The organism is Alkalihalophilus pseudofirmus OF4, from assembly GCF_000005825.2.
GTDB lineage: Bacteria > Bacillota > Bacilli > Bacillales > Bacillaceae_D > Alkalihalophilus > Alkalihalophilus pseudofirmus.
In genome coordinates this window covers 435,683-460,141 of the sequence record NC_013791.2, presented here as the reverse complement: position 1 = coordinate 460,141, position 24,459 = coordinate 435,683, and the positions used below count along the sequence as shown (strand labels likewise).

Annotated in this window: 23 protein-coding genes and 2 pseudogenes; 6 read left to right on the top strand and 19 right to left on the bottom strand. The window is 40.5% G+C overall.

Annotated features, from left to right (window positions below):
* The first annotated feature begins 32 nt into the window (after positions 1–32).
* On the top strand, positions 33–797 hold the full coding sequence (locus BPOF4_RS02350; RefSeq protein ID WP_012957453.1) for an IclR family transcriptional regulator: 765 nt from the start codon (positions 33–35) through the stop codon (positions 795–797).
* Here BPOF4_RS02350 and BPOF4_RS02345 read toward each other — a convergent pair.
* The 6 genes and pseudogenes from BPOF4_RS02345 to BPOF4_RS02320 form a co-directional block, all read right to left on the bottom strand.
* Positions 794–1,810, bottom strand: coding sequence for a 5-oxoprolinase subunit C family protein (locus BPOF4_RS02345; protein WP_012957452.1), 1,017 nt, complete (start codon positions 1,808–1,810; stop codon positions 794–796). The two genes, BPOF4_RS02350 and BPOF4_RS02345, sit on opposite strands and share 4 nt — an antisense overlap.
* Positions 1,807–2,529 (bottom strand): 5-oxoprolinase subunit PxpB, encoded by a 723-nt coding sequence (gene pxpB / locus BPOF4_RS02340; RefSeq protein WP_012957451.1) that lies wholly within the window; start codon positions 2,527–2,529, stop codon positions 1,807–1,809. Before pxpB ends, BPOF4_RS02345 begins: the two co-directional genes overlap by 4 nt.
* A gap of 170 nt (positions 2,530–2,699) precedes the next feature.
* Positions 2,700–3,629, bottom strand: coding sequence for an alpha/beta hydrolase (locus BPOF4_RS02335; RefSeq protein ID WP_012957450.1), 930 nt, complete (start codon positions 3,627–3,629; stop codon positions 2,700–2,702).
* A 15-nt stretch (positions 3,630–3,644) separates the two neighbouring features.
* Entirely contained in the window at positions 3,645–4,166 is a 522-nt protein-coding gene (locus BPOF4_RS02330) for a hypothetical protein (RefSeq protein ID WP_012957449.1), read from the bottom strand.
* Between the two features lie 670 nt (positions 4,167–4,836).
* Positions 4,837–5,931 carry a PRK06851 family protein gene (locus BPOF4_RS02325; protein ID WP_012957448.1) on the bottom strand — a complete coding sequence of 365 codons (1,095 nt, stop codon included), beginning with the start codon at positions 5,929–5,931 and terminating at the stop codon, positions 4,837–4,839.
* 135 nt (positions 5,932–6,066) lie between these two features.
* Positions 6,067–7,191: pseudogene (locus BPOF4_RS02320) on the bottom strand (NADH-dependent flavin oxidoreductase).
* A gap of 220 nt (positions 7,192–7,411) precedes the next feature.
* Between BPOF4_RS02320 and dctP the strand changes: the two are divergent.
* Entirely contained in the window at positions 7,412–8,446 is a 1,035-nt protein-coding gene (dctP, locus tag BPOF4_RS02315) for a TRAP transporter substrate-binding protein DctP (RefSeq protein ID WP_012957447.1), read from the top strand.
* A gap of 177 nt (positions 8,447–8,623) precedes the next feature.
* Here the strand turns inward: dctP and BPOF4_RS02310 are convergent, their stop codons facing one another.
* The 5 genes from BPOF4_RS02310 to BPOF4_RS02295 form a co-directional block, all read right to left on the bottom strand.
* Positions 8,624–9,109, bottom strand: coding sequence for a hypothetical protein (locus BPOF4_RS02310; protein WP_012957446.1), 486 nt, complete (start codon positions 9,107–9,109; stop codon positions 8,624–8,626).
* Between the two features lie 5 nt (positions 9,110–9,114).
* A complete protein-coding gene (locus BPOF4_RS02305; protein WP_012957445.1) occupies positions 9,115–10,683 on the bottom strand; it encodes a sodium/proline symporter in 1,569 nt (522 codons plus the stop codon).
* Positions 10,684–10,745: 62 nt separating this feature from the next.
* Entirely contained in the window at positions 10,746–10,895 is a 150-nt protein-coding gene (locus tag BPOF4_RS22395; protein WP_012957444.1) for a hypothetical protein, read from the bottom strand.
* Between the two features lie 470 nt (positions 10,896–11,365).
* Positions 11,366–11,572: a hypothetical protein gene (locus BPOF4_RS02300; protein ID WP_012957443.1), complete on the bottom strand. Its 207-nt coding sequence runs from the start codon at positions 11,570–11,572 to the stop codon at positions 11,366–11,368.
* A gap of 35 nt (positions 11,573–11,607) precedes the next feature.
* A complete protein-coding gene (locus tag BPOF4_RS02295; RefSeq protein WP_012957442.1) occupies positions 11,608–12,780 on the bottom strand; it encodes a TraB/GumN family protein in 1,173 nt (390 codons plus the stop codon).
* Between the two features lie 233 nt (positions 12,781–13,013).
* Between BPOF4_RS02295 and BPOF4_RS22930 the strand changes: the two are divergent.
* The 4 genes and pseudogenes from BPOF4_RS22930 to BPOF4_RS02280 form a co-directional block, all read left to right on the top strand.
* Positions 13,014–13,109: pseudogene (locus tag BPOF4_RS22930) on the top strand (prepilin-type N-terminal cleavage/methylation domain-containing protein); the annotation flags it as partial.
* A 9-nt stretch (positions 13,110–13,118) separates the two neighbouring features.
* Positions 13,119–13,454, top strand: a complete 336-nt coding sequence (locus BPOF4_RS21065; RefSeq protein WP_238446479.1) for a hypothetical protein — start codon at positions 13,119–13,121, stop codon at positions 13,452–13,454.
* A 13-nt stretch (positions 13,455–13,467) separates the two neighbouring features.
* Positions 13,468–13,917, top strand: a complete 450-nt coding sequence (locus BPOF4_RS02285) for a type II secretion system protein (RefSeq protein ID WP_012957440.1) — start codon at positions 13,468–13,470, stop codon at positions 13,915–13,917.
* A gap of 17 nt (positions 13,918–13,934) precedes the next feature.
* Positions 13,935–14,798: a PulJ/GspJ family protein gene (locus BPOF4_RS02280; protein WP_012957439.1), complete on the top strand. Its 864-nt coding sequence runs from the start codon at positions 13,935–13,937 to the stop codon at positions 14,796–14,798.
* Between the two features lie 69 nt (positions 14,799–14,867).
* Here BPOF4_RS02280 and BPOF4_RS02275 read toward each other — a convergent pair whose 3' ends face one another.
* From BPOF4_RS02275 to BPOF4_RS02240, 8 genes are all read right to left on the bottom strand, one after another.
* Positions 14,868–15,269 carry a hypothetical protein gene (locus tag BPOF4_RS02275; RefSeq protein ID WP_012957438.1) on the bottom strand — a complete coding sequence of 134 codons (402 nt, stop codon included), beginning with the start codon at positions 15,267–15,269 and terminating at the stop codon, positions 14,868–14,870.
* The gene (locus BPOF4_RS02270; RefSeq protein ID WP_012957437.1) at positions 15,266–17,470 is read right to left on the bottom strand and encodes an MMPL family transporter; all 2,205 of its coding nucleotides are present in this window, start codon (positions 17,468–17,470) and stop codon (positions 15,266–15,268) included. The genes BPOF4_RS02275 and BPOF4_RS02270 overlap by 4 nt, the downstream gene beginning before the upstream one ends.
* Before the next feature lie 207 nt (positions 17,471–17,677).
* Positions 17,678–18,793, bottom strand: a complete 1,116-nt coding sequence (locus BPOF4_RS02265; protein WP_012957436.1) for an IS4 family transposase — start codon at positions 18,791–18,793, stop codon at positions 17,678–17,680.
* 249 nt (positions 18,794–19,042) lie between these two features.
* Positions 19,043–20,452, bottom strand: coding sequence for a sensor histidine kinase (locus BPOF4_RS21060; protein ID WP_012957435.1), 1,410 nt, complete (start codon positions 20,450–20,452; stop codon positions 19,043–19,045).
* Entirely contained in the window at positions 20,445–21,146 is a 702-nt protein-coding gene (locus tag BPOF4_RS02255) for a response regulator transcription factor (protein ID WP_012957434.1), read from the bottom strand. Before BPOF4_RS02255 ends, BPOF4_RS21060 begins: the two co-directional genes overlap by 8 nt.
* 75 nt (positions 21,147–21,221) lie before the next feature.
* Positions 21,222–22,046: a cytochrome c oxidase assembly protein gene (locus tag BPOF4_RS02250; protein ID WP_012957433.1), complete on the bottom strand. Its 825-nt coding sequence runs from the start codon at positions 22,044–22,046 to the stop codon at positions 21,222–21,224.
* A gap of 3 nt (positions 22,047–22,049) precedes the next feature.
* Positions 22,050–22,535, bottom strand: a complete 486-nt coding sequence (locus BPOF4_RS02245) for a DUF2243 domain-containing protein (RefSeq protein WP_012957432.1) — start codon at positions 22,533–22,535, stop codon at positions 22,050–22,052.
* Positions 22,536–22,681: 146 nt separating this feature from the next.
* On the bottom strand, positions 22,682–24,358 hold the full coding sequence (locus BPOF4_RS02240) for a sulfatase family protein (RefSeq protein ID WP_012957431.1): 1,677 nt from the start codon (positions 24,356–24,358) through the stop codon (positions 22,682–22,684).
* Between the last annotated feature and the right edge of the window lie 101 nt (positions 24,359–24,459).

Below are 24,459 nucleotides of genomic sequence, written 5' to 3'. Positions count from 1 at the left end.
GAACTACTCATACATAAAAAGGAGCGTTTCTCTTGCAAAACACGAATAAAACAGTCATTAAATCGATGAAGCTCCTACATTTATTCCGTACAAATCCGACCCTTACTTTAAATGAAATGGTCGATGCAGCAGGACTTCCGAAAACGTCTGTGCACAGAATGGTTACCTCATTAGAAGAAGCCGGCCTTCTGCAAAGAGACGGGACAGGTTCGTATAAATTAGGACTTCTTTTTCTAGAGTTCGGACAGCTTGTTACGGAACGAATGGATTTGAGAAAGATCGCCCTGCCTTATATGAAAGAGCTTCGTGATCAAATCGGAGAAGCCGTTAACCTTACCATAAAAGATCAATCAGAGGCCCTCTATATCGAAAAGCTTGATACGACCCATCCGGTCAGGTTGTTTACGAAAGTAGGCAGACGTTCTCCTTTATATGCCGGAGCTTGCTCACGCATCATTTTAGCTCACATGGCAGAAGAAGACGTAGAGACGTATCTACAAGAGCAAAAGCTAACATCATACGGAAATGGAACAATAACCGACGCTGCAAAACTCCGTGATATTCTATCTGACTCACGAAAGAAAGGAATAGCAATCAGCCGCTCTGAACTTGAGAACGGTACCACATCTGTTGCTGCTCCTATCTTTGATTTCAAGGGCGAAATCGCTGGCGGCCTGAGCATTGCCGGTCCCTCTGAGCGATTTAGCGATGATAAGATCCAACAGATGATCGATCAACTCAAACAAGCATCCTATGAGATATCGAAAGAACTTGGCTACAAAGAGCCCCCTCTTTAAGAAGGGGTTTTTTCATGCCTTTTTACATAGAGTCCCATCTTTATCTCTTTTAATTCGCTTTCCCGTTCCATATATAATTGTTGTGCTTCCTCTAGCGTCACTTCACTAAACTGAATCGAATCGCCAGGTTTCATTTGAGCGAGTTTCGGAATATCCACTGAAATAACCTGCGCGATCCTCGGATAACCGCCTGTCGTTTGACGGTCTGCAAGTAAGATAATCGGGTTTCCATCTGCAGGCACTTGAACCGTACCTAACGCAACCGCTTCAGAAACAACTTCAGAAGCCTCACTCCGTGCAAGCTCTGATCCATCTAGCCGGTACCCCATGCGATCAGACTGAGGCGAGATTTGAAACGCATCATTGTAGAGACGCTCTTTTGACGCCTCTGTAAACGTATCGTAATGCGTGCCAGGCAGGACCCGTATCACTGTTTCTTTATTAGGGAGAGTAACGGACGTTCTTACCCTCCAATCTGGAAGGTAAAAAGACTTCTCGGCTTTTTCTTTAAAAAGGTTCATGAAATATTTGGCGTGATCAGAGAGTTCTTTTGAAACGGGCAGAACATCGCCTTCTTGCAGCGCCCGTCCATCCAGCCCGCCAATTTTGGCTCGTAAGTATGTACTTTGACTTCCCATCACAGGCAATATGTCAAATCCTCCTGCCACTGCAACATACGTCCGGCAGCCACTAGCACAGTTTCCAAATCGAATGACGTTTCCACGTTTAACGAAAACAGGTCTCCATAAAGGAATCTGGTAATTCCCGATGCTTGGTGTTAACTGCCCGCCTGTAATGGCCATCAGTGTATCTTGTTCTACTTCAAGTGTCGCTCCTTGCATCGTCATCTCCAGGCACGCTGTATCTTCTCGGTTACCAACTAATAGATTGGCGATACGCAAGGAATAGGGATCCATCGCCCCACTGACGATGACACCATATTTCTGATATCCAACTCTTCCTAGATCTTGTAGAGTGGTGAGCAGTCCAGGGCGAAGTACTTTTATACTCATGTAATCTTCTCCTTGTACTTGTGATATTCTGCTTCCGTTATCGGTTTAAATTGAACTCTATCTCCCGGTTGCAGCAAACTAGGCGTATCATCTTCAGGACGAAACAGATCGAGCGGAGTTTTCCCGATAATCTGCCAGCCGCCAGGTGTGTCTAGAGAGTAAACTCCTGTCTGTTCTCCAGCAATACCGACAGACCCCTTTGGAATAGATGTTCTCGGATTTGACCTTCTTGGAGTAGCAATAGACTTTGACATCCCTCCTAAATAAGGGAATCCTGGTGCAAATCCAATCATATAAACGAGATAATCACCACTAGAGTGAAGCTCAATGACTTGATCTGTAGTCAAATTATTATGATCAGCTACAACTTCTAAATCCTCACCAAACTCGCCTCCATAACAAACAGGAATGTCGATCGTTCTTGAAGAATGACCAACCTCTGTCTGCAGTTTTCCCAGTGCACTAGTAATGGTTTGGTGTACGATTTGATAAGGCGAGTGCTCATTGTTACTTCCTTCTAGAACTTCTAGCGGATCATAAAAAACAGTCACACTTGTAAAAGCAGAAACATATTCCACAAACCCTTTAAAAGGATTTTGTTCAAGGTACTTGCTTAACGATTGTACCTGCAGGTGAATCTTCTCATCAATTTCATTTCCAAACGTAATAATAATCGATGTATCACTTAGCGGTTGAATAAAAATCTGTTCGTTTCTCATATCTCCCCTCCTCATTCCATTATTCGGAACATATATTCCACTTTTAATCATTAAAATTATTATAATTGTTAGACAATATAAAAGCAAATAGAGGATGAACCATTACATTATCCCCTGATTATGATTTTTAAAAACAAGAAAAAAGCCTGTCCGCATACGGAAGGCCCTTACTAATGGTCTTTATTGCTCCCTATATAGTTATTAATTAAATAAAAGACCAGCTCTCGCACCTCGATTGTTTCATTCATCAATTGATGATCCGCCCCATTAACTAAAATGATATTTGCACTTGGAAATTTATAATTGATAAAACGACAGTTATATTTCCAATCTACCGTCCGGTCTAGATCGCCTTGAATGATTAACAGCTTCTCCTTGCACGGACCTTTTACATGTATTTTTTTATTCCACGAAATTAAAGCATCTACCCACCTTAAAGAGAGACGTCCATGCTGAAGTGGATCATCAATGACTTTCTTTTGAAATCCAGCGAGAGAAGTGTTTTTACGGTACACTCGCTTAGCCGTTTGAAAAAAGGCAGGTGATATCATACGGCCTAGCACCGAGAGCTTCCATCCATAGGAACGCACTAGTGGTGCGAGCAGAATCGCTTTTTTATATGGAGAAGAATGATGTAAAAGGTAATCCATAACAACAGCAGCCCCTGTGCTATGTGCAATAACATAGGAAGGCAAAGAACCTGTTGTCACATACCTGCTCACTTCTTTAAAGACAGCGAGATAATCCGAAAAGTCATCAATCGCTGCTCTTGTCCCGGAAGACAACCCATGACCGGTCAAATCATAGCTCCATACTCTGCACCGGGCTTTTAAAAGGGAATGGATTAAATGACTCATAGAACCAGTATGATCGAAATATCCATGGACAACGAGCACGTCAGCAATCGGCTCTTCTGGACTAAAGGATTGGAGAAAAATCTTTTCTCCTTTAATGTCGAGATAGCCATATGTATGATCAGCCATACCCCGTGGGAGCCCGTAATAATCAAGGTAGGTGTTGACCTCCGACTGCAGATCAAACTTTGGATCATTAAAAGCATATTCAGCTGTTTTTATACGCTCTATTGCCGTCGTGATCACTCTCTTTCCTCCTCTTTAATCTAGATCATTTAATCTCTCAAGGCTGATTAAGATATGCTCTATAAATTCTGGCAGCTGCTCCATCTGGTCTTCATTAATTTTTCGAGGAAAAAGAATAGTAACCGTGTTCTCATATGCTTGCCCTTCTTCACATGGATAGTGGCAGGCGACCTTTTGAGAAATAGCTAATTCAGGCTGCCATATATCTTTAAGCAGTTCATTAATCATCATGCACTTTATGTCAGGATCTTTAACCATTAGCTGAAATGAAACTCTCAACACGCAGCCTATCTGCTGATCCTCTTCTTCTAGGATTTCTGCCGCTAAATCTTCTATAGCTGCATCTAAGTGAATCGTTGCTTCTACTTGGGTCTGGTTTTTTAAATGAAAAGACAGCTCAAGCATCCTTGACATAACAGCCATATCCATTAAATCTTTTCTGCCGCTGACCTCAATTAGTTGATCGATATTATCTAAGTCATAAACCGTATTTTCTATTGCTACTTTAAGATTTTCAAATATTGTTGGATCATACATGAGTTTTCCTCTTCTACTAAAGTTTATACAAATCTTACCATAGTTAGAAACCGAATTTATCTCGTTAAACAAACGTTTAATTAAGACGAAAAAACGGCTGGGAAATAGTTTTTTAAACTTATTTAATAACGAACTGAAAAATTAATAAATATGGGTGGGGTGTAAGCTCGCCGCTCCTGAAATATATTTCGCTTTTCGCGGGGAGCTAGTGAGCTTCCTCGGGCTTTTGCCCTGTGGGATCTCACTCCTGCTCTACTCCCTGCAGAAGTCTACATATATTTCATCCGCTAGGTTATGTGTTTTGTAATGGATTTACTAGATGATTTACCAATCGAAACATAAATTAAACAACTTTACTAAAAGCCAAGTCATTGACGACCAGCTTTCAATGAGGGAGATACTTAACTACCTATTTGCTCCGTTGATTGAAGCGGAAGGGACTCGACTCCTGCGGGATGTGCGTGTCCATGGAAGACCCCACAGGAGCGTGCGACGAGGAGGCTTCCGGACCGCCCGCGGAAAGCGAGTCCCTGTAGCGGAAAGCGACAACTACTGTAGGGAGATACTTTTCAAGTGACTTTCTTTAACTCCCACAGTCTATAGTAAATCCGCTAAATAGAGCTTCATTTTTATTCTTAGTAAACCACTAGTTATATCCCAGTCCTGCTCATTATTTAGATATATGTTGATTGAATTGGTGTAACAGCTCTTCTTTTATTTGATCAACTTTACTAAAGTCCATTGCCTGTATATAAATGGCCTCGAGTTGATCTCTTAACACTTTTGCATCAGCTAAATAAGTGATCGCTTCTTTCATTTTGTCTTTATACGATTTAGTGGTACGGGCAATGTCATCAGCAAATTTCTCATCCGTTCCCGGTGTGATACAACGCTCATACACATCAACGATATGATCACCTGACCGTTCAGGGAAATATTCATGAGGGGCCGTGCTGTCAAAGATAGCAATGCCCTTCTCTCTAATGATTACCATATCAAGGCTGTTAGGATCAAAGCCGCAGTGATAGACCTCTACATCAAAGCCTTTATCCTCTCCCGCTTTTGCAATCTTCTTCAGCATAGTCGATTTCCCAGATCCGGCACGACCTTTAATAAAGTAGCGGTCAGTGATATCTGCGGTTAAATTTTGAATATGATCAACGGCTCCTACTGGTGTTGCTGCCCCTAAAAACCGGTGCTTCACACAAGCCGTTTTCTCTAGCGTCAGATCTCCGTAAAATAAATCAATCAGCTCCTCCGCCAATTGATCTGCTTTCGCAAAGTCCATATTACTTATATAAATGTCTTCAATGTCATCATGAGCACTCAGCGCTTCACTAAACGTATCATACGCAGTGTGAAAAGCATGAGAGATTTTCTTCGTAAGGGCTAAAATCTCCTCTTTATGCGGCATTAATTTCTCAGTATCCCAAGCCACTCCTAAGTTTACATATTCCTCTATGACACCTGGGGCCTTTGGTTCAATGACATGCGGAGCCGTTCCATCCACAATTCCAATTTTATAAGCGGGAACAATAATTCCATCAATTGAATTCGTATCCGACGAGCAGTGGAGGAATTCAATATCCATCCCTTGATCAACCATCTCTTGGCCGATTGCCTTCATTAATGTTGATTTACCGGTACCCGGACCGCCCTTTAAAATAAATAAACGATCTAATCCATCAATGGCTGAATCATACAGACTGTAAAACCCTTTGGCTGTATTTCCCCCTGCATAGTAGTTCCGAATTGTTCCTTTCACTCAATCACCCTCCCCAACCCTTTTAATGCAACATATGTAGGTAATCTCCCAATGGTTAATGCCTATTTTCGAAACAGCCATAAAGGCACAAAAAAGATCCGCATAAAAAGACTATGCGGATCAAACCATTACATTTTAATCTTCAACTGGGAACCAGCCCGGTGTATTCGTGATAGCACTCCATAATACATCTGGAATGACTAATGTTTCTTGGTCTTTTCTTGATAATGTCGTAGCGATATCAGACTCTTGCCCTGCCTGAACTTTTTCAATCCATTTCGGTTCCATAATGAGTTCTCTTCCTAAGCTAACAAAAGGAACACCTGTATCCAATGCTTTTTTCACATCATCCGGCGTATGAAGCGATCCTACGCCAATGATTGGAACCTTATTCCCTACACGATCTTGGATCATCGTAACTCTTGACTCTTTATCTTGATCATCTCTAATAGATCCTTGCCAGAAGTCTTGGACGGAGACATGCAGGTAATCGAGGTCCTGCTCTCATAGAACATCTACAAAGGACAAGGTATCCTCCATTGTAATCCCTGGATTTTCAATTTCTTCAGGTGAAATTCGATATCCGACAATAAACGGGTTACTTGCATATGCATTGACCGCCTCTTTTACTTTATCAATGACAGCAAGAGGAAAGGTCATGCGCTTTTCTAAAGTGCCTCCCCATTTATCTGTGCGGCGGTTAGAATGCGGCGAGAAGAATTGTTGGATAAGATACGTATTAGCACCATGGATCTCCACACCATCAAACCCAGCTTCAATCGCACGTCTTGCAGCTGCGCCGAATGCCTCAATAATGTTCTTAATCTCTCTTTCTGTAAGCTCTCTTGGAGTAATTGAACCTGGCCTTAGAGCTGCTACTTCACTTGCACTAACCGGACGATCTTCGACTAGTTCTTCTTTTGGAGCCATTCTACCTGCATGAAAAATTTGCAAAATCGCTTTTGCTCCCTCTCCCTTAATCGTATCTGCCAATCGCTTCAGGCTAGGAATCATCTCATCTGAATCGGCACTTATTTCATTTTGAAACCCTTTTCCGTCTCGAGTAACATATGCAACGGCTGTAATAACCGCCCCTACTCCACCGGAACGAACTTTGTAATAGGCAAGCTCCTCATCTGTCACCTTACCTTCTTCATCAGACGCAAAATTAGTCATCGGTGCCATCATCACTCTGTTTTTCAATGTCACCCCACGTTTAAATGTGTAATCCTTGAAAATAGAAGTATATTGGTTGTTCATTTCTAGTACCTCCTCTAATCATCTACAACGTTTGTTCTATCATAGGAGGTTTATATCTTTATTTCAAATATTTTGCTTACCGAAATAAAATGGTCATTTCACAATTAATATACAAAAAATTCGAAAAATTAGTGTAAAATGATCTGACATGGTTTATAATAGGCATTACATCATTAATTCAACGCTTTTAAGCACTAAAGATTCAGTGGGGGGAGAGAAGATGAAAAAGAGAAAAATCTTATCAATCGCATCAACAACTGCTTGTTTACTATGGTTAACAGCCTGCGGGGGCTCAGATGACGTCTCATCAGAAGCGGAAGCGGCCGAGGCGCCTGCATCAGATGAGGTGATTACCTTGAAGGTCGGTCATATCGCACCGCCTGAGGAAGCATACGCATTAGGCTTTGACGCTTACGCTGAGGCTGTAGAAGAAGCAACGGACGGCCGTGTACAATTTGAAATTTTCGGCAACGGCGCTCTAGGCGGTGAACGTGAACTATTAGAAGGGGTTCAACTGGCAAACTTGGATATGAGTCTTATCACGACAGGCGTTGTCACAAACTTTGTTCCAGAAGTAACAGCTATTGAATTTCCATTTTTATTTAGAGACCTTGATCATGCATACCAAACATTAGATAGCGACATTGGCCAGGAATTATTAGATACAATGAGCAATGCCGGCCTAAAAGGAATTTCGTTCTGGGAAAACGGACAGCGCCATATTGCGAATAACCAGCAGCCTGTCAAAACGCCTGATGATTTAAAAGGCTTAAAAATGCGTACAATTGAAAGCGACCTATTACTAGATACATATAGTGCGCTAGGAACGAATGCGACACCAATGGCCTTTCCGGAAGTGTACGGCGGCCTTCAGCAAGGTGTTATTGATGGATCTGACTTCTCATACGGTGTCATCTCAAGTACAAATGTCTATGAGCAAGTTGAGCACTTTACAGAAGCAGGACTTTACTATGCTTCCGCTACATTGTTAATGAATGATGACTTATACGAGTCTTTACCAGCAGACATTCAAGAAACCTTGGTTACTCTTGGAAAAGAATTCGCTGCAACTCAAAGAGAGATCTCGCAAACTCTCGAAGAAGAACAGAAGCAGCAATTGCTAGATAACGGGGTTGAAATTATTTCAGCAGAAGAACTAGACCTAGACGCCTTCCGCGAGCAGGTTCAGCCTGTATATGAAAAATATGAAGAACAATACGGAGATATTTTAGAGCGAATCGCCAACGTAGAATAAAAGAAACGCCTCACCGGCTTGGTGAGGCGTTTTGTGTGGTGAGCGGGGATGCTGTATTGAGACTGAGTGCTGAGGCGAAGCTGTGTAGCGAAGCGGCGCAATTATTGCAGAGAAGGATATAATTGTGCTTAGAAGCATTAGAAAACACAAAAACACCCGCTAGATAGCGGGTGTTTTCTATATAGGGTGGTAAGTACCTGATATTCCATCAACGATCATAGGCGGATTTTCTTTGTTACATTCGTTATAACTTACAATCCAGAAAGGTCGGTAGAATAACTGTTGATTAATTAATTTCATTTTAGGCATAGATAGAAACTTCATTTTCAGAGAAGCTGAATGAAACAGATATTCTTCAGCTATGTGTGATGCAGAGTCTAATGTCATTTTAGGAGATAAACAATCATTATTTATGTTACAAGTTGAGTTAAGTATTGGTTTTTGATCAATGATAGCCCCTCTTCCACTAATGGAATCTACCGTACACCCTATATTTCCCTTTAACTTCAATAGTCCTCTCGCATCTAATCTATACTCAAATAAATAGTAAGGATAGTACACTAAGCTCCTAACTTTATAATAAGAATTAGGATCTATGCTGCTTAATAATTTTGGTATATCGTCTTCATAAAATGTTTTTTCTTGAACGCATACCGTCTCCATAACTCTTACTCCTTTAATAAATCTAATTGATTTTTACGATAGAACTCTGAGATATTATTTGCCTCAGGGGAGAGTTCTCGAGAAATATTTTTTTGTATTGCACGCGATAGATTGCGAGGACCCTTAGCTTCTTCAAATGCATCTTGAATATCTTTTGAAGGTGTACGACCAAACTTATTCCCAATCACTAATCCTAAGATTGAAATTAACAATCCGGCTAAGAAAGGATGAATCGCCGTCATTGCTTCTAATCCCCCTACTGTCCAAATAACATTTGTAGACCCTCCCGCTATCATTGCTGAAAGAGCACCAACATTTGTGGTTTTCTTTGAGTAAACTGAAGCTATATAAGGAACCATAAAACTATTACCAAGCACTCCAAAAGCAAATACAACCAGTGCAAAAACAGATGGAGGTTCATAGATGGCTACTACCACGCCCACTATTCCTCCAAGAAGAATGCATATTCTCGATACTAGAACCATCTTCTTTTGACTTGCGTTTTTATCTAAAAAGCGTTGATAGACGTCCCTTGAAAGAATAGTTCCTGCTTGCATAAGTACTGAATCGGAGGTAGACATGATTGCAGCCATAATCGCTGAAAGTAATAATGCAGCAAAAAAGCCTGGAAATACAGTGTAGGCAAGCTCAGGAATGACCATTTCTGGATCTGATATGGTAGGCAACATTACTAAGGCAACAATACCTAATAGGTACGGCGTGAAAATGAATAGTTGATTCCAAGTAGCTGAATAAAGGATTGCTCCTTTTACCGTTTTAGTACTTTTCATCGACATATGCCTTACCACTACGTGAGGTAATCCCATATATCCTACCGCATAAATTAAAATAGCTCCTAAAACGACACCCCATTGTCCGTAATAAACTAAATCTTTACCCCAAACACTTAAATAGGAAGGGTCAATAGCTGCAACCGCTTCATTTAGATTACTTAATCCTCCCACATGGAAAAAAGCCATAATGGCAATCCCTACTACACCAAGCACCATGATAATACCTTGAACAAAGTCAGTCCAAACTACAGCTAAATAACCGCCAGCTACCGTATATGAGATAATGACTGTTACACCAATTAATAAACAGACTTCGTAAGGCAATCCCGTTAACATTGTTAATGCTTTACCAGAAGCAATAAATTGAGCAAAGACATAAGCCATTAAGAATATTATTGAAATGATGGAACCGACAACACGGATAGAAGGACTTTCAAACCTTTTCTCTAAGTATTCTATAGGTGAAAGAGCCCCTAACAGTTCAGATAGTCTTCGCATCCTCTTACCTAAAACTGATAAATTAATTATAGATCCACCAGCATCTCCAATCGCATACCATAATGCATACCATCCTTGTTGGAAGGCTAAAGCTGGTCCCCCCATAAACATATATCCACTCATGGAACTACTCTGCATAGTTAAAGCTGTAACTGCGGGACCTAAGCTTCTCCCTCCTAATAAATAATTATCAACAGATTTCGAGGCTTTTCTAGAAAACCAAAGACCAACGCCCAATAAAATTAATAAGTAAAGCACAAAAATCATACCATCCAACTTCATTTAAAGACGCTCCTCTCTTTAAAGAACAGACAAGCTTGTAGATCTTTGTACACCTGATCATTTTAATTATGATTTGTTTTATCTACTCCTTTAAGTTCATCTTCTAAATCATCTTCTCTTTTAAACTTAAAGAATAAGAAAACAGCAAGTACCATCCAAATAAATGGCCATGGAACAAGCAACCAAAATGTTTCTGCAGGTAGATTTAACAATTTCACTCCTCCTCAATTGAATTTATTTACTTTTCAAACAATTTTACCTATTTAACTTATTGTATGCTTTGTATTTTTTCAATTCATCATACAAAGTGTTAAAAAGTAGAGCTTTAATCTTGTCAAAGTGAGTATTGTACCGCAAGAACATACATATTTATCTAAAATTAAGTATTAAAGTGAAGAAGGCGACATTTCTCGTATAGGCATGTTTTCACTCTTGACCTTGAGGTGAAGCGTTATGGAGAAGCTGCGCAATTAATGCTGATCCAATTACAATTGTGCTCAGAATGAACGCATATCTTCAAAACAATGACGCAATTACCTGACATCACCGCAATTATCCTCGCAACTGACGCATAAATCAGCGGAAGCCACGCATATCCGTTGGGAAGAGATACAATAAAGTCGGAGAAAAATACAATTAAAAAAACTCCTCGCTGCCTAGCGAGGAGTTTTGCTCGTTAAATCTAATCTTCTATCACTCGTGTCACATCTGCACCGCATTTTTTACACTTGCCAGTGAGTACGATGCCGAATTTATCAGTTTCTATTCCGTAATCTACAATTCTTGTGATACCACAATTTCGGCAAAATACATTTTCTAACAACTGTTGTTGAAAGTCTTTAGGAATCTTTGCCCACTTTTGTGCCGCTTTAAAGTCAACGATTGTCATTTAATCACCTTACCCTCTACATAACAGAGATTCGTTTACCCAAAAATATTCTGCATAAACTGGCGTACAACGTCAGCTCCACCAATTACTGTGCCTAACGTACTTCCAAGGTTAGTAAGGACAACGACTAACAGAATACGAGTCACATTATTGCTCCAGAATCCTTTTACCGAATAGACATCATCCGATAGACTCTCAAAGTCCGCTACTTTTGGCTTTCTGATATACGCCTCAACAAGGCCTGCAAACCAGCCAGCAGCTAGCAGCGGATATAATGAGGTCAGTGGAGCTAGTATGAGTGCGGTTAAAATCGTTAACGGATGACCAAACGCAATCGCTGCTCCAATCGCTGCAAACGCACTATTCCACAGAACCCAGCTCAAGGTTAAATCTGCACCTACGGAAGGGTTTGTATAAAAAGCATACCCAATCATTCCAAGAATTAGAATTGGAATCATCCAGCCAATAATGGACGGGGCAATCGATTTTTTTGGACGTTCATTTAATCGATCTAAGTCATGATCTTGTTTAATTTGTTCTTTAATTCCAGGAACGTGAGCAGCCCCTAACACAGCTACCACCTTATCTCCCGGTGCTTCTTTAATTTTTTGTGCCAGATATTGGTCGCGCTCGTCAATTAACGGCTTCTTTAACCTCGGAAATGAGACCGTCAAATCATGAAGCATCGTATTTAACATATCTTCAGTCTTTAAACGTTCAAGCTCTTCTTCTGAAATCTCTTCATTATTAAATACGCTGTAAACAATAGACATCAGAAGTTTCGCACGTCCCCATAAACCGACTCCGTGCCAAATTCTAGAGAAGGTGATTTGGATGTTACGGTCAGCAAGTACGAGTTCTGCTCCAGTCTCTTTTGCTGATTCAATTCCTTGTATCATTTCTTGCCCAGGCTTAATATCAAACTGCTTAGCCATACGTTTTTGAAAGGAGGAAATAAATAGGTTCATCAGTAAAAGAGTTGCTTTCTTTTCCTTAATAACCTTGAAAATGTCCATGTCCTTCCACTTGTTACCGGCAGTGATGGATTGATAGCGCTGCTCATCCAATTCTACACAAACTGAATCAGGCTGCTCCGCCTCAATCACTTGCTTCACTTCTTCTGCACTCTGCTTCGATACGTGAGCCGTTCCTATTAAAATAAGTTCTTTTCCATTTAAATGAATCCTTGTAATATTCTGCTCGGACATATGTACCTTCCTTTATTAACATTTCTGCCAATGTACTATTCATTTATTATCTCAGATTCATGAGATAACTACAATAAGCGAGTGGTGAAGGTTCCAATGGTAAGTCACTTTCATATGAACATTTTAAGAATAATGACTAGAAAAACAAAGTCTGTCCACAAACATTCCGATAGTATTCTAGGAAGACATCATGTAAATTAAGAATATAGTACTTAATTCATCCTATAAATGAGGTGGTTTTATTGCACAGACCTCGATTTCGCATAAATAACAATGGACTCACCTTAATAGAAGTGCTTGCATCCATGGTGATCCTTAGCATAATCATTATTAGTTTTATGACCTTTTTCTCACAATCTATGATGTTTTCAAGCAAAGTTGAGGACCGGTTAACAGCTGTTAACCTCGCTGAGAAGGTGCTGGTTGATGTGCGGACGGCAAAGTCTATTGAATTAGAGATATACCCACACTATAAAAAAGTACCTTCAAATGAAGAGACAGATGAAAATACTTATTCTTACGATGGGTTAAATAATAAAGAATATATTATAAAAGTAGCTGATAACATCGATAATGAAACTCCTCATGATTTAAAATTAAATCTTTTCTATGTAGATGTTTATATAAATGAAAAGGATGCAACACGACTCTACGGCTATATTGAAAATGATTAAGGGGGAATGACAGGTGCATTTTATAAAAAATCAACATGGATATGCTTTGTTAGTCGTCTTGCTGATCATCACTGTCATCGGCATTTTTGCCCCCATTCTAGTTAACAATGTTTTATCTAGTTCCAAACAATTCATTAAAGTTGAAGAACAAATGCAGCATGAGAAATTGGCGAATATGGCTTATTTGTATATTGATAAGTCAGTAGAAGAGACTGCAAAGGATTTTGAACCAACAAGTGACATAGATCCTCTGGAGGAATTTATATCAAAACTATTATTGAGAAGTAGTGATGAGGGGTTCTTCGGTAGGTTTGAATCTTCCGATGAAAAACAAGGATTTAGGATTGAAAGGTGTAAAGACGACTTATGTGGTGGTGAGTTAACCTTTAAAATCATCACTACTGTCAACGGTATTTCTGAAGATCCTATCTATTATCCTATCGACATAGTGATTATCAACTAACAAAGCAGGTGATTACATTGCTTTTAAACTCAATTAAAAACGAGCGGGGAATCACCCTACTCGAAGTGTTAGCTGCCCTTACAATTTTAGGCATATTAGGGGCTCTAACATTCAGTCTGCTCACAACGACGGTCACTCATACGAACAAAACGCAGTCTCATATCGACCTTAGACAAGAGGCTAACATCATCCTATCTGACTTAAGACAGACACATAGGAATGCTGAAGAGGAGTATACAATACACACAGATGAGTTGATTGGTCGGAATGATATTTCCTTTCCAGAGATTAAAATTAAAAATGAACCGCCTAATGAAACGTCTATTCTACCGTCTGCTAAGATCTCTCCTAACAAACACTTATATGTCACGTTCACATTACAGGATAAGCAGAATCAAACGTTTGAAGTTGATACCATTATCGAAAAAAGCTTCGCAGACAATAAACACTCGATTACCCTGCCTACCCCAGATGGAAAGGCCTGTTCTATATATACCGGATCGACTAATTATTGGGATACAATACGATCAGCTTTAGATCTGCCTGATCCAATTTCAGCTAATACCACGATTCTGATTGAGGGTAATTTAATCATTCCAAATGGCAAAGAATTAAAAGGAATAAGCAAGGATAATGTCTCTATTTACATTACGGGTAATTTAACTGTACAACACGGCGGAAAAGTTTCAGGGGCCACCTTACATGTTCAAGGTGACTTTGATCACCAATCGGGCGGCCATATCATTGATACTTCCATTGTACATGTTAGCGGTGAACATAAACTTGCACCCGGAAGCAGCTCTCAAGGAGAAATATATGTTTTTACAGCTGGTGATGAGGGGTTTATTCCTTATGTAGATCCTGATTGTAAGGATCTCTAATAAACTAATAAAAACAGGGCTCATAAAGGAATTCTCTTTTGAGCCCTGTTTCATTTATACCTATTCTCTCTACCCTCTATCTCCAAAATAACGTCCATACACAAACGTCATCACAGCAAATAGTCCAAAGCTGATAATTAACACCGTTCCTCCGACAATGTAGAAAATAAGGCTGAATGTTTCTGGCGCCCAGTCAGGCTTGAAGTAGTGCATCCACATGCCGAATGTTAAGCCAAAGCTTCCGATCAGTGCTGTCCATACATGGGTTTTCGCTAGTTTGGAATGCTTCGGAATAGCAAAGACTGCATAGAAGATGGCAAAAGCAAATAGAGAAAGCCAGCCCACAAGTAAAATGTGGGCGTGAATAGCTCTAAATAACATCGAACCTGCTCCTGCCATATGACTTCCTAAAAATGTTCCAATTAACGCATAAAGCGCTGAGAATCTTAATAATACTTTTGTTTTATTCATTTTGACACCTCTTTTGTTTGTTCTTTCTTAGCCTCAGCAGGCCACCAGTTCCATTGTTTTAACAAGGTTACAGTCGCTGGAACAAGCATACCTCGTACTAAAAAAGCATCGAGCAAGATTCCTATTGAGACAATAAATCCAAACATAAATAACTCTAAGATCGGCTGTGTCATTAATACACCGAACGTTGCTGCTAGGATTAATCCTGCTGATGAGATCACACCGCCTGTTAATGCTACACCGCGTTTTGTCGCTTCTCTGATGCCAAAGCTTCGGTTCTCTTCTCGAATTCTTGAAATGAGCATGATGTTGTAATCAACCCCGAGAGCTACTAAGAAAACAAAAGCATAGAGCGGAATTCGGTAACTCATTCCTTCAAAACCAAACACATTCTCAAAGAAGAACCAGCTTAATCCTAAGGCAGAAGCATAGGAAAGCAGGATGGTTGCCATCATATAGATTGGTGCAACGAGCGATCTCGTGTGGAAGATAAGCATCATAAAAATAACGAGTGTGACAGTTACTACAATAACGAACGTATCCCAATTGCTCAGTGCACGAATGTCTGCAGATTTAGCTGTTTCGCCGCCGATATACAGTTCATACTCTGAACCAAGTCCGCTATCAGCCAAGAGCTCCTCTTTCCTGTCGACTAGTTCATCTGCAATATCGAGTGATGCCTGATCGTAAGGATTCATGCTTAAAATTACATCAAACTTCAACGCCTCACCCGTTTCGTTTAACACATTTCCGCCATGTTCACTACCTTCTCTAATCTGCTTTTTATCCGGAAGTGAGGTGGAATCTATTCCATCTAGACTGAGGATTTGTTCGTTTAACGTTTCAATAGAATCAAGCTCTGAATCTGTTAGTGTAAACCCATCCTCTGCCTCTATTAATATAGAGACCGGTGCCAGTTCACCTGGAGGAAAGCTTTCTTCTAATTGTTCAAACCCTAAACGGGACTTCATATCCTCAGGAAAGGATTGAATAATGTTAAATGAATACTGAGTATTAAACACATTTGACGCATTTATTAGCAGAAAGATGAGCACTAGTCCACCTGCTATGACCGGTTTTTTAGTGACAAAAGATCCAATCGCAGACCAGAAACGATTTTTCTCCAATGTCTCCTCTCCCACTTTCGGAATAAACGGCCAAAACGAGCGGCGTCCGACAATCGTGAATAGAGCTGGAATGAGTGTTAATCCAGCAATCAGTACAATCGCAATTGTAATTGCAAAAACGAGCGCAAAGTTTTGATAGGGACCGTACTGAGCTAGTAATAACACAAGCATCGCAGCAAATACTGTTCCTCCGCTAAAGAAGATCGGCTCGGCCACTTCTCTAACTGCCGCATCCATGGCTTCATATTTGTTTTCTCGTTTTCGCAGCTCTTCTCGGAAACGCGAGAAGACAAATAAGCTGTAGTCTGTCGTAGCCCCAAATAAGAGGATCATCACAATGGATAATGATTGTGATTCAATCGTCAAGGCCCCCGATGCAGCAAGCATACCGAGCACTCGGTCAACTACCTGATACACAAACGCAACTGCCACTAACGGAATAACAGCGAGCAACGGCGAGCGGTAGATAACAATAAGTAAAACGAGCACTAATGCAATCGTAGAAAATAATAAAACGAGGTCAGCATTTGAGAAAATAGCAATCGTATCTGAAGCAATTCCCGCTGGTCCAGTGATCATCAATGTCCCATTTTCAAGAACCTCTGAACTGTACTCTTCTATAGCTATGACAGTCTCATTGATTTCATCCATCTCAAGTTGGTCGGCAAGCATTAAAGGCAGGACAAGTGTTGTACCGTCTTCCGATACGAACATTTCCTTTGCATGACTTGGAAACTGGTGAAATGGAATCAGAGACTCTAAACGTTCTTCTGGGATTTTTTCTCCTATCCATTCACTTACTTGATCTACCTCAATGAAGGTCGATTCATCCCACCCGGCACCATTTTGAAAAACGAGCAATCCGAGCATTCCTGTGTCTTCAGGGAAATAGTGGTTAATTTTTTCCTTAGCAATAACCGACTGTGCTTCTTTTGGCAGATCATTTTCACCTGTATTTACCGTATAATCATTGGCAGAAGGGGCCATGCCGAGGGCTCCTGCGATAATGACCCAGGCTAGTAAAATGATCCACACCCCTTTACGGTTTGAGGCAAATGCAGCGATCGTTTTCATCTATACTCCTCTTTTCTTTGGTTAATTTTAGTTAAGTAGTATTTCAGTTCACTAGTGTTGCATAAAACCCTATAATTATAGTAAGAATATTCTGTCTATATTTCACTCTGGTAAATGAGCTAAAAAGACAATCCAAAGCGAGAGGTGGCACTGACCATTTGGTAAAAATATACATTTAATACTTAAGCAACATCGACTAGTACATGTTTACGGACTTCCTCTTTGCTCAATGAACCTGAACCATGTTCTTGCTGGTCTCCACATAGTTGCCTTGAGCCATCGGGTAATCCGTAATAATGTAGGTTTTCCTTTGGCTTCAAGTTGAACGAGTACATTGAGGCAATACGTAATTAACGCAAGGAAAATTTGATTGTGTACAGCTTGTTCGCTGTATCCAAAAAATGTTTTGATTTCGACGTGCTGCTTTAACCATTTGAAAAATAACTCTATTGCCCATCTTGAACGGTATAGATCGCCTATTTCTTCCGCTTTTAAGTCAAAGCGATTCGTGATTAAACGTATTGGATTCCCTTTGGAATCAACTGTTTCAAGGATTCGAAATACATTTTCAGTACGCTTTTGTGTTGTACCGATGTACGCTATTTTATCCGTTGTAATCGGACTTCCTTCAGGTAAAGAATAGGATTCAACCTCTCTTATGACGGCATTCTTTTTCAGTCTTGAGAGAAAAAAGATTCCTTCATCAAAGTAGCGATCAAACCGTTGATAGTCGATATATCCACGATCAAACACATACATGGCATCTTTGTCATCAACGAGAATCTCCAATTGATTCCGATCGTGTTCAACGGCATTTGTGATAACCGCTTTATCAGGATAGACCGTATCTTGATCGACAAAAACTAATCTAAGATGAAGTTTGACACCACCCTTGCTCTTCCGAAATGTAGCCCAGTTACAACGGGTGAGATTTAGCGGCAGGGTGCTTGAATCAATAATTTTTAAAGGAAATGGTGACTGATATTGGTTGGTTTTCATCTGAATCTGCCGAACTAATTCAAGAAAGACGATGGAAAACAGCGATGAATCTATAGCCCTGTTTTTACGAGAAAGCTGAGAAACACTGATTGATTTGATCCCCAGTTCTTTCTGTAAGTTTTCATCGGCTAGTTCTGCATTCAACGCATGAAGGCTTTCCACTTGTTTCAAGTGTGCATAGAGAAATAGTTTTGTAAAAGAGGACGTTGATAATTTCTTCTTATACTTATCTAGTCCATCTTTTTTTACTTGTTCATCAAAAAGTTTCATATTTATGGGTGCAACCCATTTACCAAATGAAGATAATCGTGTATTCTTGTCCATAGCGGATATCCTTTACGTTGGATTTGGGCAGGAACCACCTGTACTTCCATTGTAAAGGATTTTTTTGTGCGCTCATGAACTGAAATTTGAATATTGGGTGTATTTTGAATCTTGAAATAATATTAATGCAACACTAGTGATTTCAGTTAAAGTGAATGATTCTCTTGTTAACTGCCTGCAGACTTAGAGTATCACGCTTATATGAACACAAGATGAACAAAAAAAGGCCAGCTATAAAGCTAACCTTTTCTACTCTATGTCTTTACTATTCGATTGCGGTAAAGTAAATATAAACGTCGTACCTATACCAACCTCACTTTTCACTTGAATGGACGACTGATGAAGGTCAATGATCGATTTTACGATGGAGAGACCAACTCCTGTCCCCTTTTTTTTGGAACGAGCTTTATCTGTTTTGTAAAATCTCTCCCAAATGTAGGTAAGATCTTCTTCTTTAATGCCCTCACCGAAATCTTCAATGCTCACTTTTACTTTATCCTCTTCTTGTGATAGGTGAACATAAACAGGTTTTTGTGGCGGTGAGTGATGAATCGCATTCTCTATTAGATTAATTAATACCTGTTCAATTCGGTCTTTATCTGCAAACACATGCACATCTCCAGCTTCTTCCTCAAGCTCGATAAAAAGGTCTGAAGCTTGAAGCTGTGGTTCCATTTTTGCTGCCACCAGACGAATCTGTTCACTCAAATTATACGTGGTCGGCTTAATCGTAATATGACCATGCTGAAGCTGTGACATATCTAATAAATCATTTACCAGCTTGCTCAAGCGTTCCGTTTCATTTTTCATGATCGTATAATAATGGTTTTTTCGATGATCGGCAATCGTTCCATCAAGGAGTGCAGTTAGAAACCCTTTAATCGATGTAAGCGGCGACCTTAAGTCATGAGACACATTGGTGATAAAGTCTGTCCGCATCTGCTCAATATTTTCAAGCTCTTTGGCCATATAATTGAAGGTTGAGCCTAACTGGCCAATCTCGTCCTTAGAATTGACCCGTACATGCTGAGAAAAATCTCCTTTAGCAAGTTGAAGAGCAATTCGATTCATCTCCCTTAGCGGAGCAGTCAGCCTTCTTGAGATAAACCAAAGGATAAATCCTGTGAGCGCCATCGTGATCGTGAAGGTTAAACCAATCATGATCAGCACCTGTTTGTACTGATGATCTAATTCATAGTAGACCATGACCATCACATGAGGCGTGCCCGCAGTGACATCAATCGGCTCAGCTATCGTATAAACAAGCCGGTTATCCACCCTCATTCCCTCAGCTAGTTCCGCACCTCGTAGCACGTCTTCGACCATTGCTCGATCAACCTGAAGATTTGGGGCTTGGTCATAGCTCGATTGGTAAACTCGCTCTGCACTTGAATTGTAGATATAGATGCTGTTATTCATTTGGCTCAAACTAATATCGAGTGAGGCATCAAGAAGCTCCTCACTCCAATCTTCGCTGTCAGCAAGCTCAAAATGTGCTTCAATCTTCTCTTTAGAATACGCAAACCCTTCTTTAAAATCATCATACATATTCACATGAAAAAGGTAGAGAAAGATGGAATTAAATAAGAAAAATGAAATCAAGATAATGACAAAATAAGTGACGAATAACTTTGTGAAAATATTCTGTTGTCTACTCATGTTCCTTCTCCAAAAACTTGTACCCTACTCCGCGAATCGTTTTGATCGTCCATTTTGCATCCGCCTCTGTCAGCTTCTCGCGTATCCGTTTAATATGAACATCAATCGTTCGTGGATCTCCTTCAAACGCATAACCCCAAATCTGATCAAGCAGCTGCTGTCGAGTAAACACTTGATTAGGGTAGCTGGCCAAATAATAGAGCAAGTCAAGCTCCTTAGGCGGCATCGTAATCTCCTTGTCACCCGCAGCTGCCTTATACTCCTTCTTATCAACCACAAGACCTAAAAGGGAGACGACTTGATCTTCATCATTTAGAAGATCAGCTCTTCTCATAACTGCCTTCATTCTAGCCACCAGTTCATTAGGGTCAAAAGGCTTCACAACATAGTCATCTGCCCCGATATCAAGACCTTTAATCTTATCCTGGCTTTCTCCTTTTCCTGTCAGCATAATGATCGGTATTTTTTTATTATCCCATCTAATTTCTTGGCATAACTCCCACCCGTCTATTTTAGGCAGCATAATATCTAGAAAGATAAAATCGGGATAAGTTTCGTAATAGGATTCAAGCCCAGCTTCACCGTCATAAGCCACTTGCGTCAAATAGCCCAGCTTCTCCATATATAACTGTATCAACTCTGCAATGTGGGGATCGTCTTCAATAATTAATACGCTCAACGCCTTATGTTTCATCTTCTTCCCTCTATTTTAATTAGAATACGTGCTCCTTCTATTATAAAGAAAGTTTATGAACGCAAGATGAACAATTTACATACTTTCAGCCGCAGTCTGCCTCCTCACCTGCTGGAATTTAGGCTTAGTCGCTCTATACCAATGCAGGCACAGGATAAAAATAATGATCACATCTACAGCATCCCCGCCGTAATACATCAACATTCCCCCAGCTTCCGCTTGCGCTCTTAGAACACCTTCTGGTGGATTGGCATAAATATATTTTGATAGAATGCCATGTCCTGCTAATGCTAAGACTAGGACAACAGCACGGTATAGGTAGCTTCTTATATGCGGCATTGGGTCAATATAAATCATAGAGAGGGTAAATAAATATCCTGCTAAAAAGACATGGAAATGAATCAAAATATGAAGAATGACATATTCGTGCATAAGTGTATAAAGCTCTGTGGTGTAGAGAATCCACAGCATTCCTATATTTAAAATAGAAGCAACAATGGGATCAGTATAAAACGCAGCCACTTTTGATTTTAAGATGGTTGTTACTTTTCTAGCAGCATGTGTAGGGAGAGTCCGTAAAAATAAGGTCATCGGCGCTGCAAGCACCATGAATAGCGGGGCTAGCATACCTAAGAATAAGTGGCCAGCCATATGCCAAACAAAATCCCCATGTGCAAGTTGAGCTAGTGGTCCTAAGACAGAAACTATTGCAAAAACCGTACCCACAATCCATAATACAACTCGATAAACGGGCCATTTTTTATGCGTTCGATTTGAGAGGATTACAGCTGTTAAATAGGCTGCCAACAAAATGATAAAGGGAGTGGCTAAAATCCACTCAGCCATCACAAACGTGGTCTCGTCCATTGCGTGTTGATGATGGTGATGATGTCCTTCCATCCCTTACTCCCCCTTTTCCTGGCTTATATGACTAGAACGTTTTACTAGAATAAGTCCAATAATAATCATGATTATCGCCCCTATATTCCAAACCAGGTCATATACAATGACATTTTCTACATAGCGAATTTGGTGAATGCGCATCATTTTATGCTGAACGATTCCGTCATACAGCTGAAACGCTCCGGCACCAAGAAATACACCGCCCCACCACCGCTTAATGTTCACACCATGACGCCGCCTAAGATCAGCAAATAAAAACAGTCCGCCAATTGTAGCAAACCAGCTAAAAGCATGGAATAACCCGTCAGAGATCAAACCGATATCTGTTGTTGATAAATCATAGAAATGATGCCAGCGTAAAAGCTGATGAAAGACCATCTCATCCACAAAAGCAATGAGTCCAATTCCAAATAAAATCCCAGACCAGAGATTACGCCGAGAATAATTATTCTCACTAATATTGTTTCTAGTATTTGGTGTCTCCATAGGTGCCTCCTTTTTAACTATCAAGTATTCTATCATTACACTCTCTATGTATTTATTTCCATATACCTCATTATTAAACAAACAATTTTTCAGAGCACACGTAACAGCCCTTTTTCTAGGATGATAAAGGGCTGTTAGTAACCTGCTTATCCACTCTTTTTTGGCACAAGTCTTTTCTGTTTCGATTGCTCAGCCAGGATCGCACTCAGTACTTTTTGAATACGTCCTGTGAGCTCGGTTGCGTATTGTGGATGCGCTAAATTTTTTTCTTCCAGCGGGTCTTGCGTCAGATTGTACAATTCAAATTCATCAAGGACATGTTTTCTTTCTTGGTCGCCATCTGATTGGGGGATGTCAAAATATCTAGCATATTTCCAAACTTCTTTCTTACTCCCCTTGCCGCTAGGAAGTGTTGCAATCACTGCTTCAATATGGTTCGGCTGCAGAACAGATTGATAAGGTTCACCTCTAGCAGTTGTTTGGTTCAGCCCTCTTGTCACATCATCATCTGTCATAAAATAGATCGGCTCATCTGCCTCATGAAACTCATTAGAGCCTTTGATTAACTTGCTTAAATCTCTACCAACCAATGGACGCACTTCCGTATGATTCTTTGAAAGCTTAGCTTGCACTTTTTCTACCTTTACCCCCGCTAAACCGAGTAATGTAGGCAGCACATCCACATGACTCGTCAGCATCCCAGTCTCCTCAGGCTCGTTAAAGAGCAGCGGATTATGGATGATGAGCGGCACGTGGATTGATTCTTCGTACATGTTATACCACTTTTGATGCAACCCGCCATGTGCCCCTAGCAGCTCTCCATGATCTGAAGTGAACAGCACAATCGTATCTTCATAAAAACTAGATTGTTGCAGCGCTTTAAGGACCTTTTCCATTTCTTGATCTGCTTTCTTTTGCAAGCTGTAATAGAGCTGTCTGTAAAAGTTATTATCTATAATCGGCTGAAGCGCTCTCGGATACGTATAACGATAGCTCTCCTGCGCACGCGGTTTTGTCGATAAGGATTCTTCTACAGTAGGCGCAGGCGGAATAAATGGCAAGGTCTGGTCTACCTCAAAATGATAATTCGGCTGCACAGCAGTGAGCACGCCGTATAAGGCAATATCGTGAGGGTTGACCAAGGAGCACATCACAAACCACGGCTTGTGACCCTCTTCTTTCTGGCTCTTCTTATCTAATGCTTGGAGCAGCTTCACTGTATCTTCTGCATACACTTGGTCCCGGCCGCTCATACCAGTTGCGGCAGAAGAAGCCGAATTCCGAGGGTCCGTTCCATGAGGCTCAGGCCCAATCCAGCCAGAGAAGCCAAACGCATCCAGCCTGTTTGCTTGCTTATACATTTTCACCTTGTCTTTTTCAGGGACGCCTGTGTCTAGGTTATAGCTTGAGTACGCATCATGGGTTCCAGGAATGAAAATATCTTCATCTGACGCATGCCATTTCCCCTTCCAAAATGTTTCATAGCCCGCAGTGCGAAAATAATGACCCATTGTCGGTACGGTATTCGCATCAAGCCAAAAAACATCTGGATCAAAAGCTCCTTTAGCCACTCCTGTCGTTTGGGTGACTCCATGAAGGGAAGGATATTGTCCTGTATATAAAGTGGTTCGGCTTGGAGAACAGGCGGTGCTTGCCGCATAATGATTGGTAAATACCATCCCATTTTTCTTAAGCATCTGCTGAGCGCATAAATTCTCTTCACACCATTTCTTTACTTCATTCGTCTCATACACTGCAGGATACCGCTGCTGGTCCACCATCAAGATAAGAATATTCGGTTTCTTCTTCTTCTTGTTGCTCATGTCATCGCCCCCCTGCCTGTTCTCTCTTTTCTAAAGTCGACCTTATAAAAAGAAAACCTTATAAATCAGACCTTTATAACACTATATGCACTACTTAAGGG

Bases quoted from the DNA above. Each gene is read 5' to 3' on its own strand.
- BPOF4_RS02345 (WP_012957452.1), bottom strand. From the start codon at position 1,810: ATGAGTATAAAAGTACTTCGCCCTGGACTGCTCACCACTCTACAAGAT.
- pxpB (WP_012957451.1), bottom strand. From the start codon at position 2,529: ATGAGAAACGAACAGATTTTTATTCAACCGCTAAGTGATACATCGATT.
- BPOF4_RS02330 (WP_012957449.1), bottom strand. From the start codon at position 4,166: ATGTATGATCCAACAATATTTGAAAATCTTAAAGTAGCAATAGAAAAT.
- dctP (WP_012957447.1), top strand. From the start codon at position 7,412: ATGAAAAAGAGAAAAATCTTATCAATCGCATCAACAACTGCTTGTTTA.
- BPOF4_RS02310 (WP_012957446.1), bottom strand. From the start codon at position 9,109: ATGGAGACGGTATGCGTTCAAGAAAAAACATTTTATGAAGACGATATA.
- BPOF4_RS02305 (WP_012957445.1), bottom strand. From the start codon at position 10,683: ATGAAGTTGGATGGTATGATTTTTGTGCTTTACTTATTAATTTTATTG.
- BPOF4_RS02300 (WP_012957443.1), bottom strand. From the start codon at position 11,572: ATGACAATCGTTGACTTTAAAGCGGCACAAAAGTGGGCAAAGATTCCT.
- BPOF4_RS02295 (WP_012957442.1), bottom strand. From the start codon at position 12,780: ATGTCCGAGCAGAATATTACAAGGATTCATTTAAATGGAAAAGAACTT.
- BPOF4_RS21065 (WP_238446479.1), top strand. From the start codon at position 13,119: ATGACCTTTTTCTCACAATCTATGATGTTTTCAAGCAAAGTTGAGGAC.
- BPOF4_RS02275 (WP_012957438.1), bottom strand. From the start codon at position 15,269: ATGAATAAAACAAAAGTATTATTAAGATTCTCAGCGCTTTATGCGTTA.
- BPOF4_RS02270 (WP_012957437.1), bottom strand. From the start codon at position 17,470: ATGAAAACGATCGCTGCATTTGCCTCAAACCGTAAAGGGGTGTGGATC.
- BPOF4_RS02265 (WP_012957436.1), bottom strand. From the start codon at position 18,793: ATGGACAAGAATACACGATTATCTTCATTTGGTAAATGGGTTGCACCC.
- BPOF4_RS21060 (WP_012957435.1), bottom strand. From the start codon at position 20,452: ATGAGTAGACAACAGAATATTTTCACAAAGTTATTCGTCACTTATTTT.
- BPOF4_RS02255 (WP_012957434.1), bottom strand. From the start codon at position 21,146: ATGAAACATAAGGCGTTGAGCGTATTAATTATTGAAGACGATCCCCAC.
- BPOF4_RS02250 (WP_012957433.1), bottom strand. From the start codon at position 22,046: ATGGAAGGACATCATCACCATCATCAACACGCAATGGACGAGACCACG.
- BPOF4_RS02245 (WP_012957432.1), bottom strand. From the start codon at position 22,535: ATGGAGACACCAAATACTAGAAACAATATTAGTGAGAATAATTATTCT.
- BPOF4_RS02240 (WP_012957431.1), bottom strand. From the start codon at position 24,358: ATGAGCAACAAGAAGAAGAAGAAACCGAATATTCTTATCTTGATGGTG.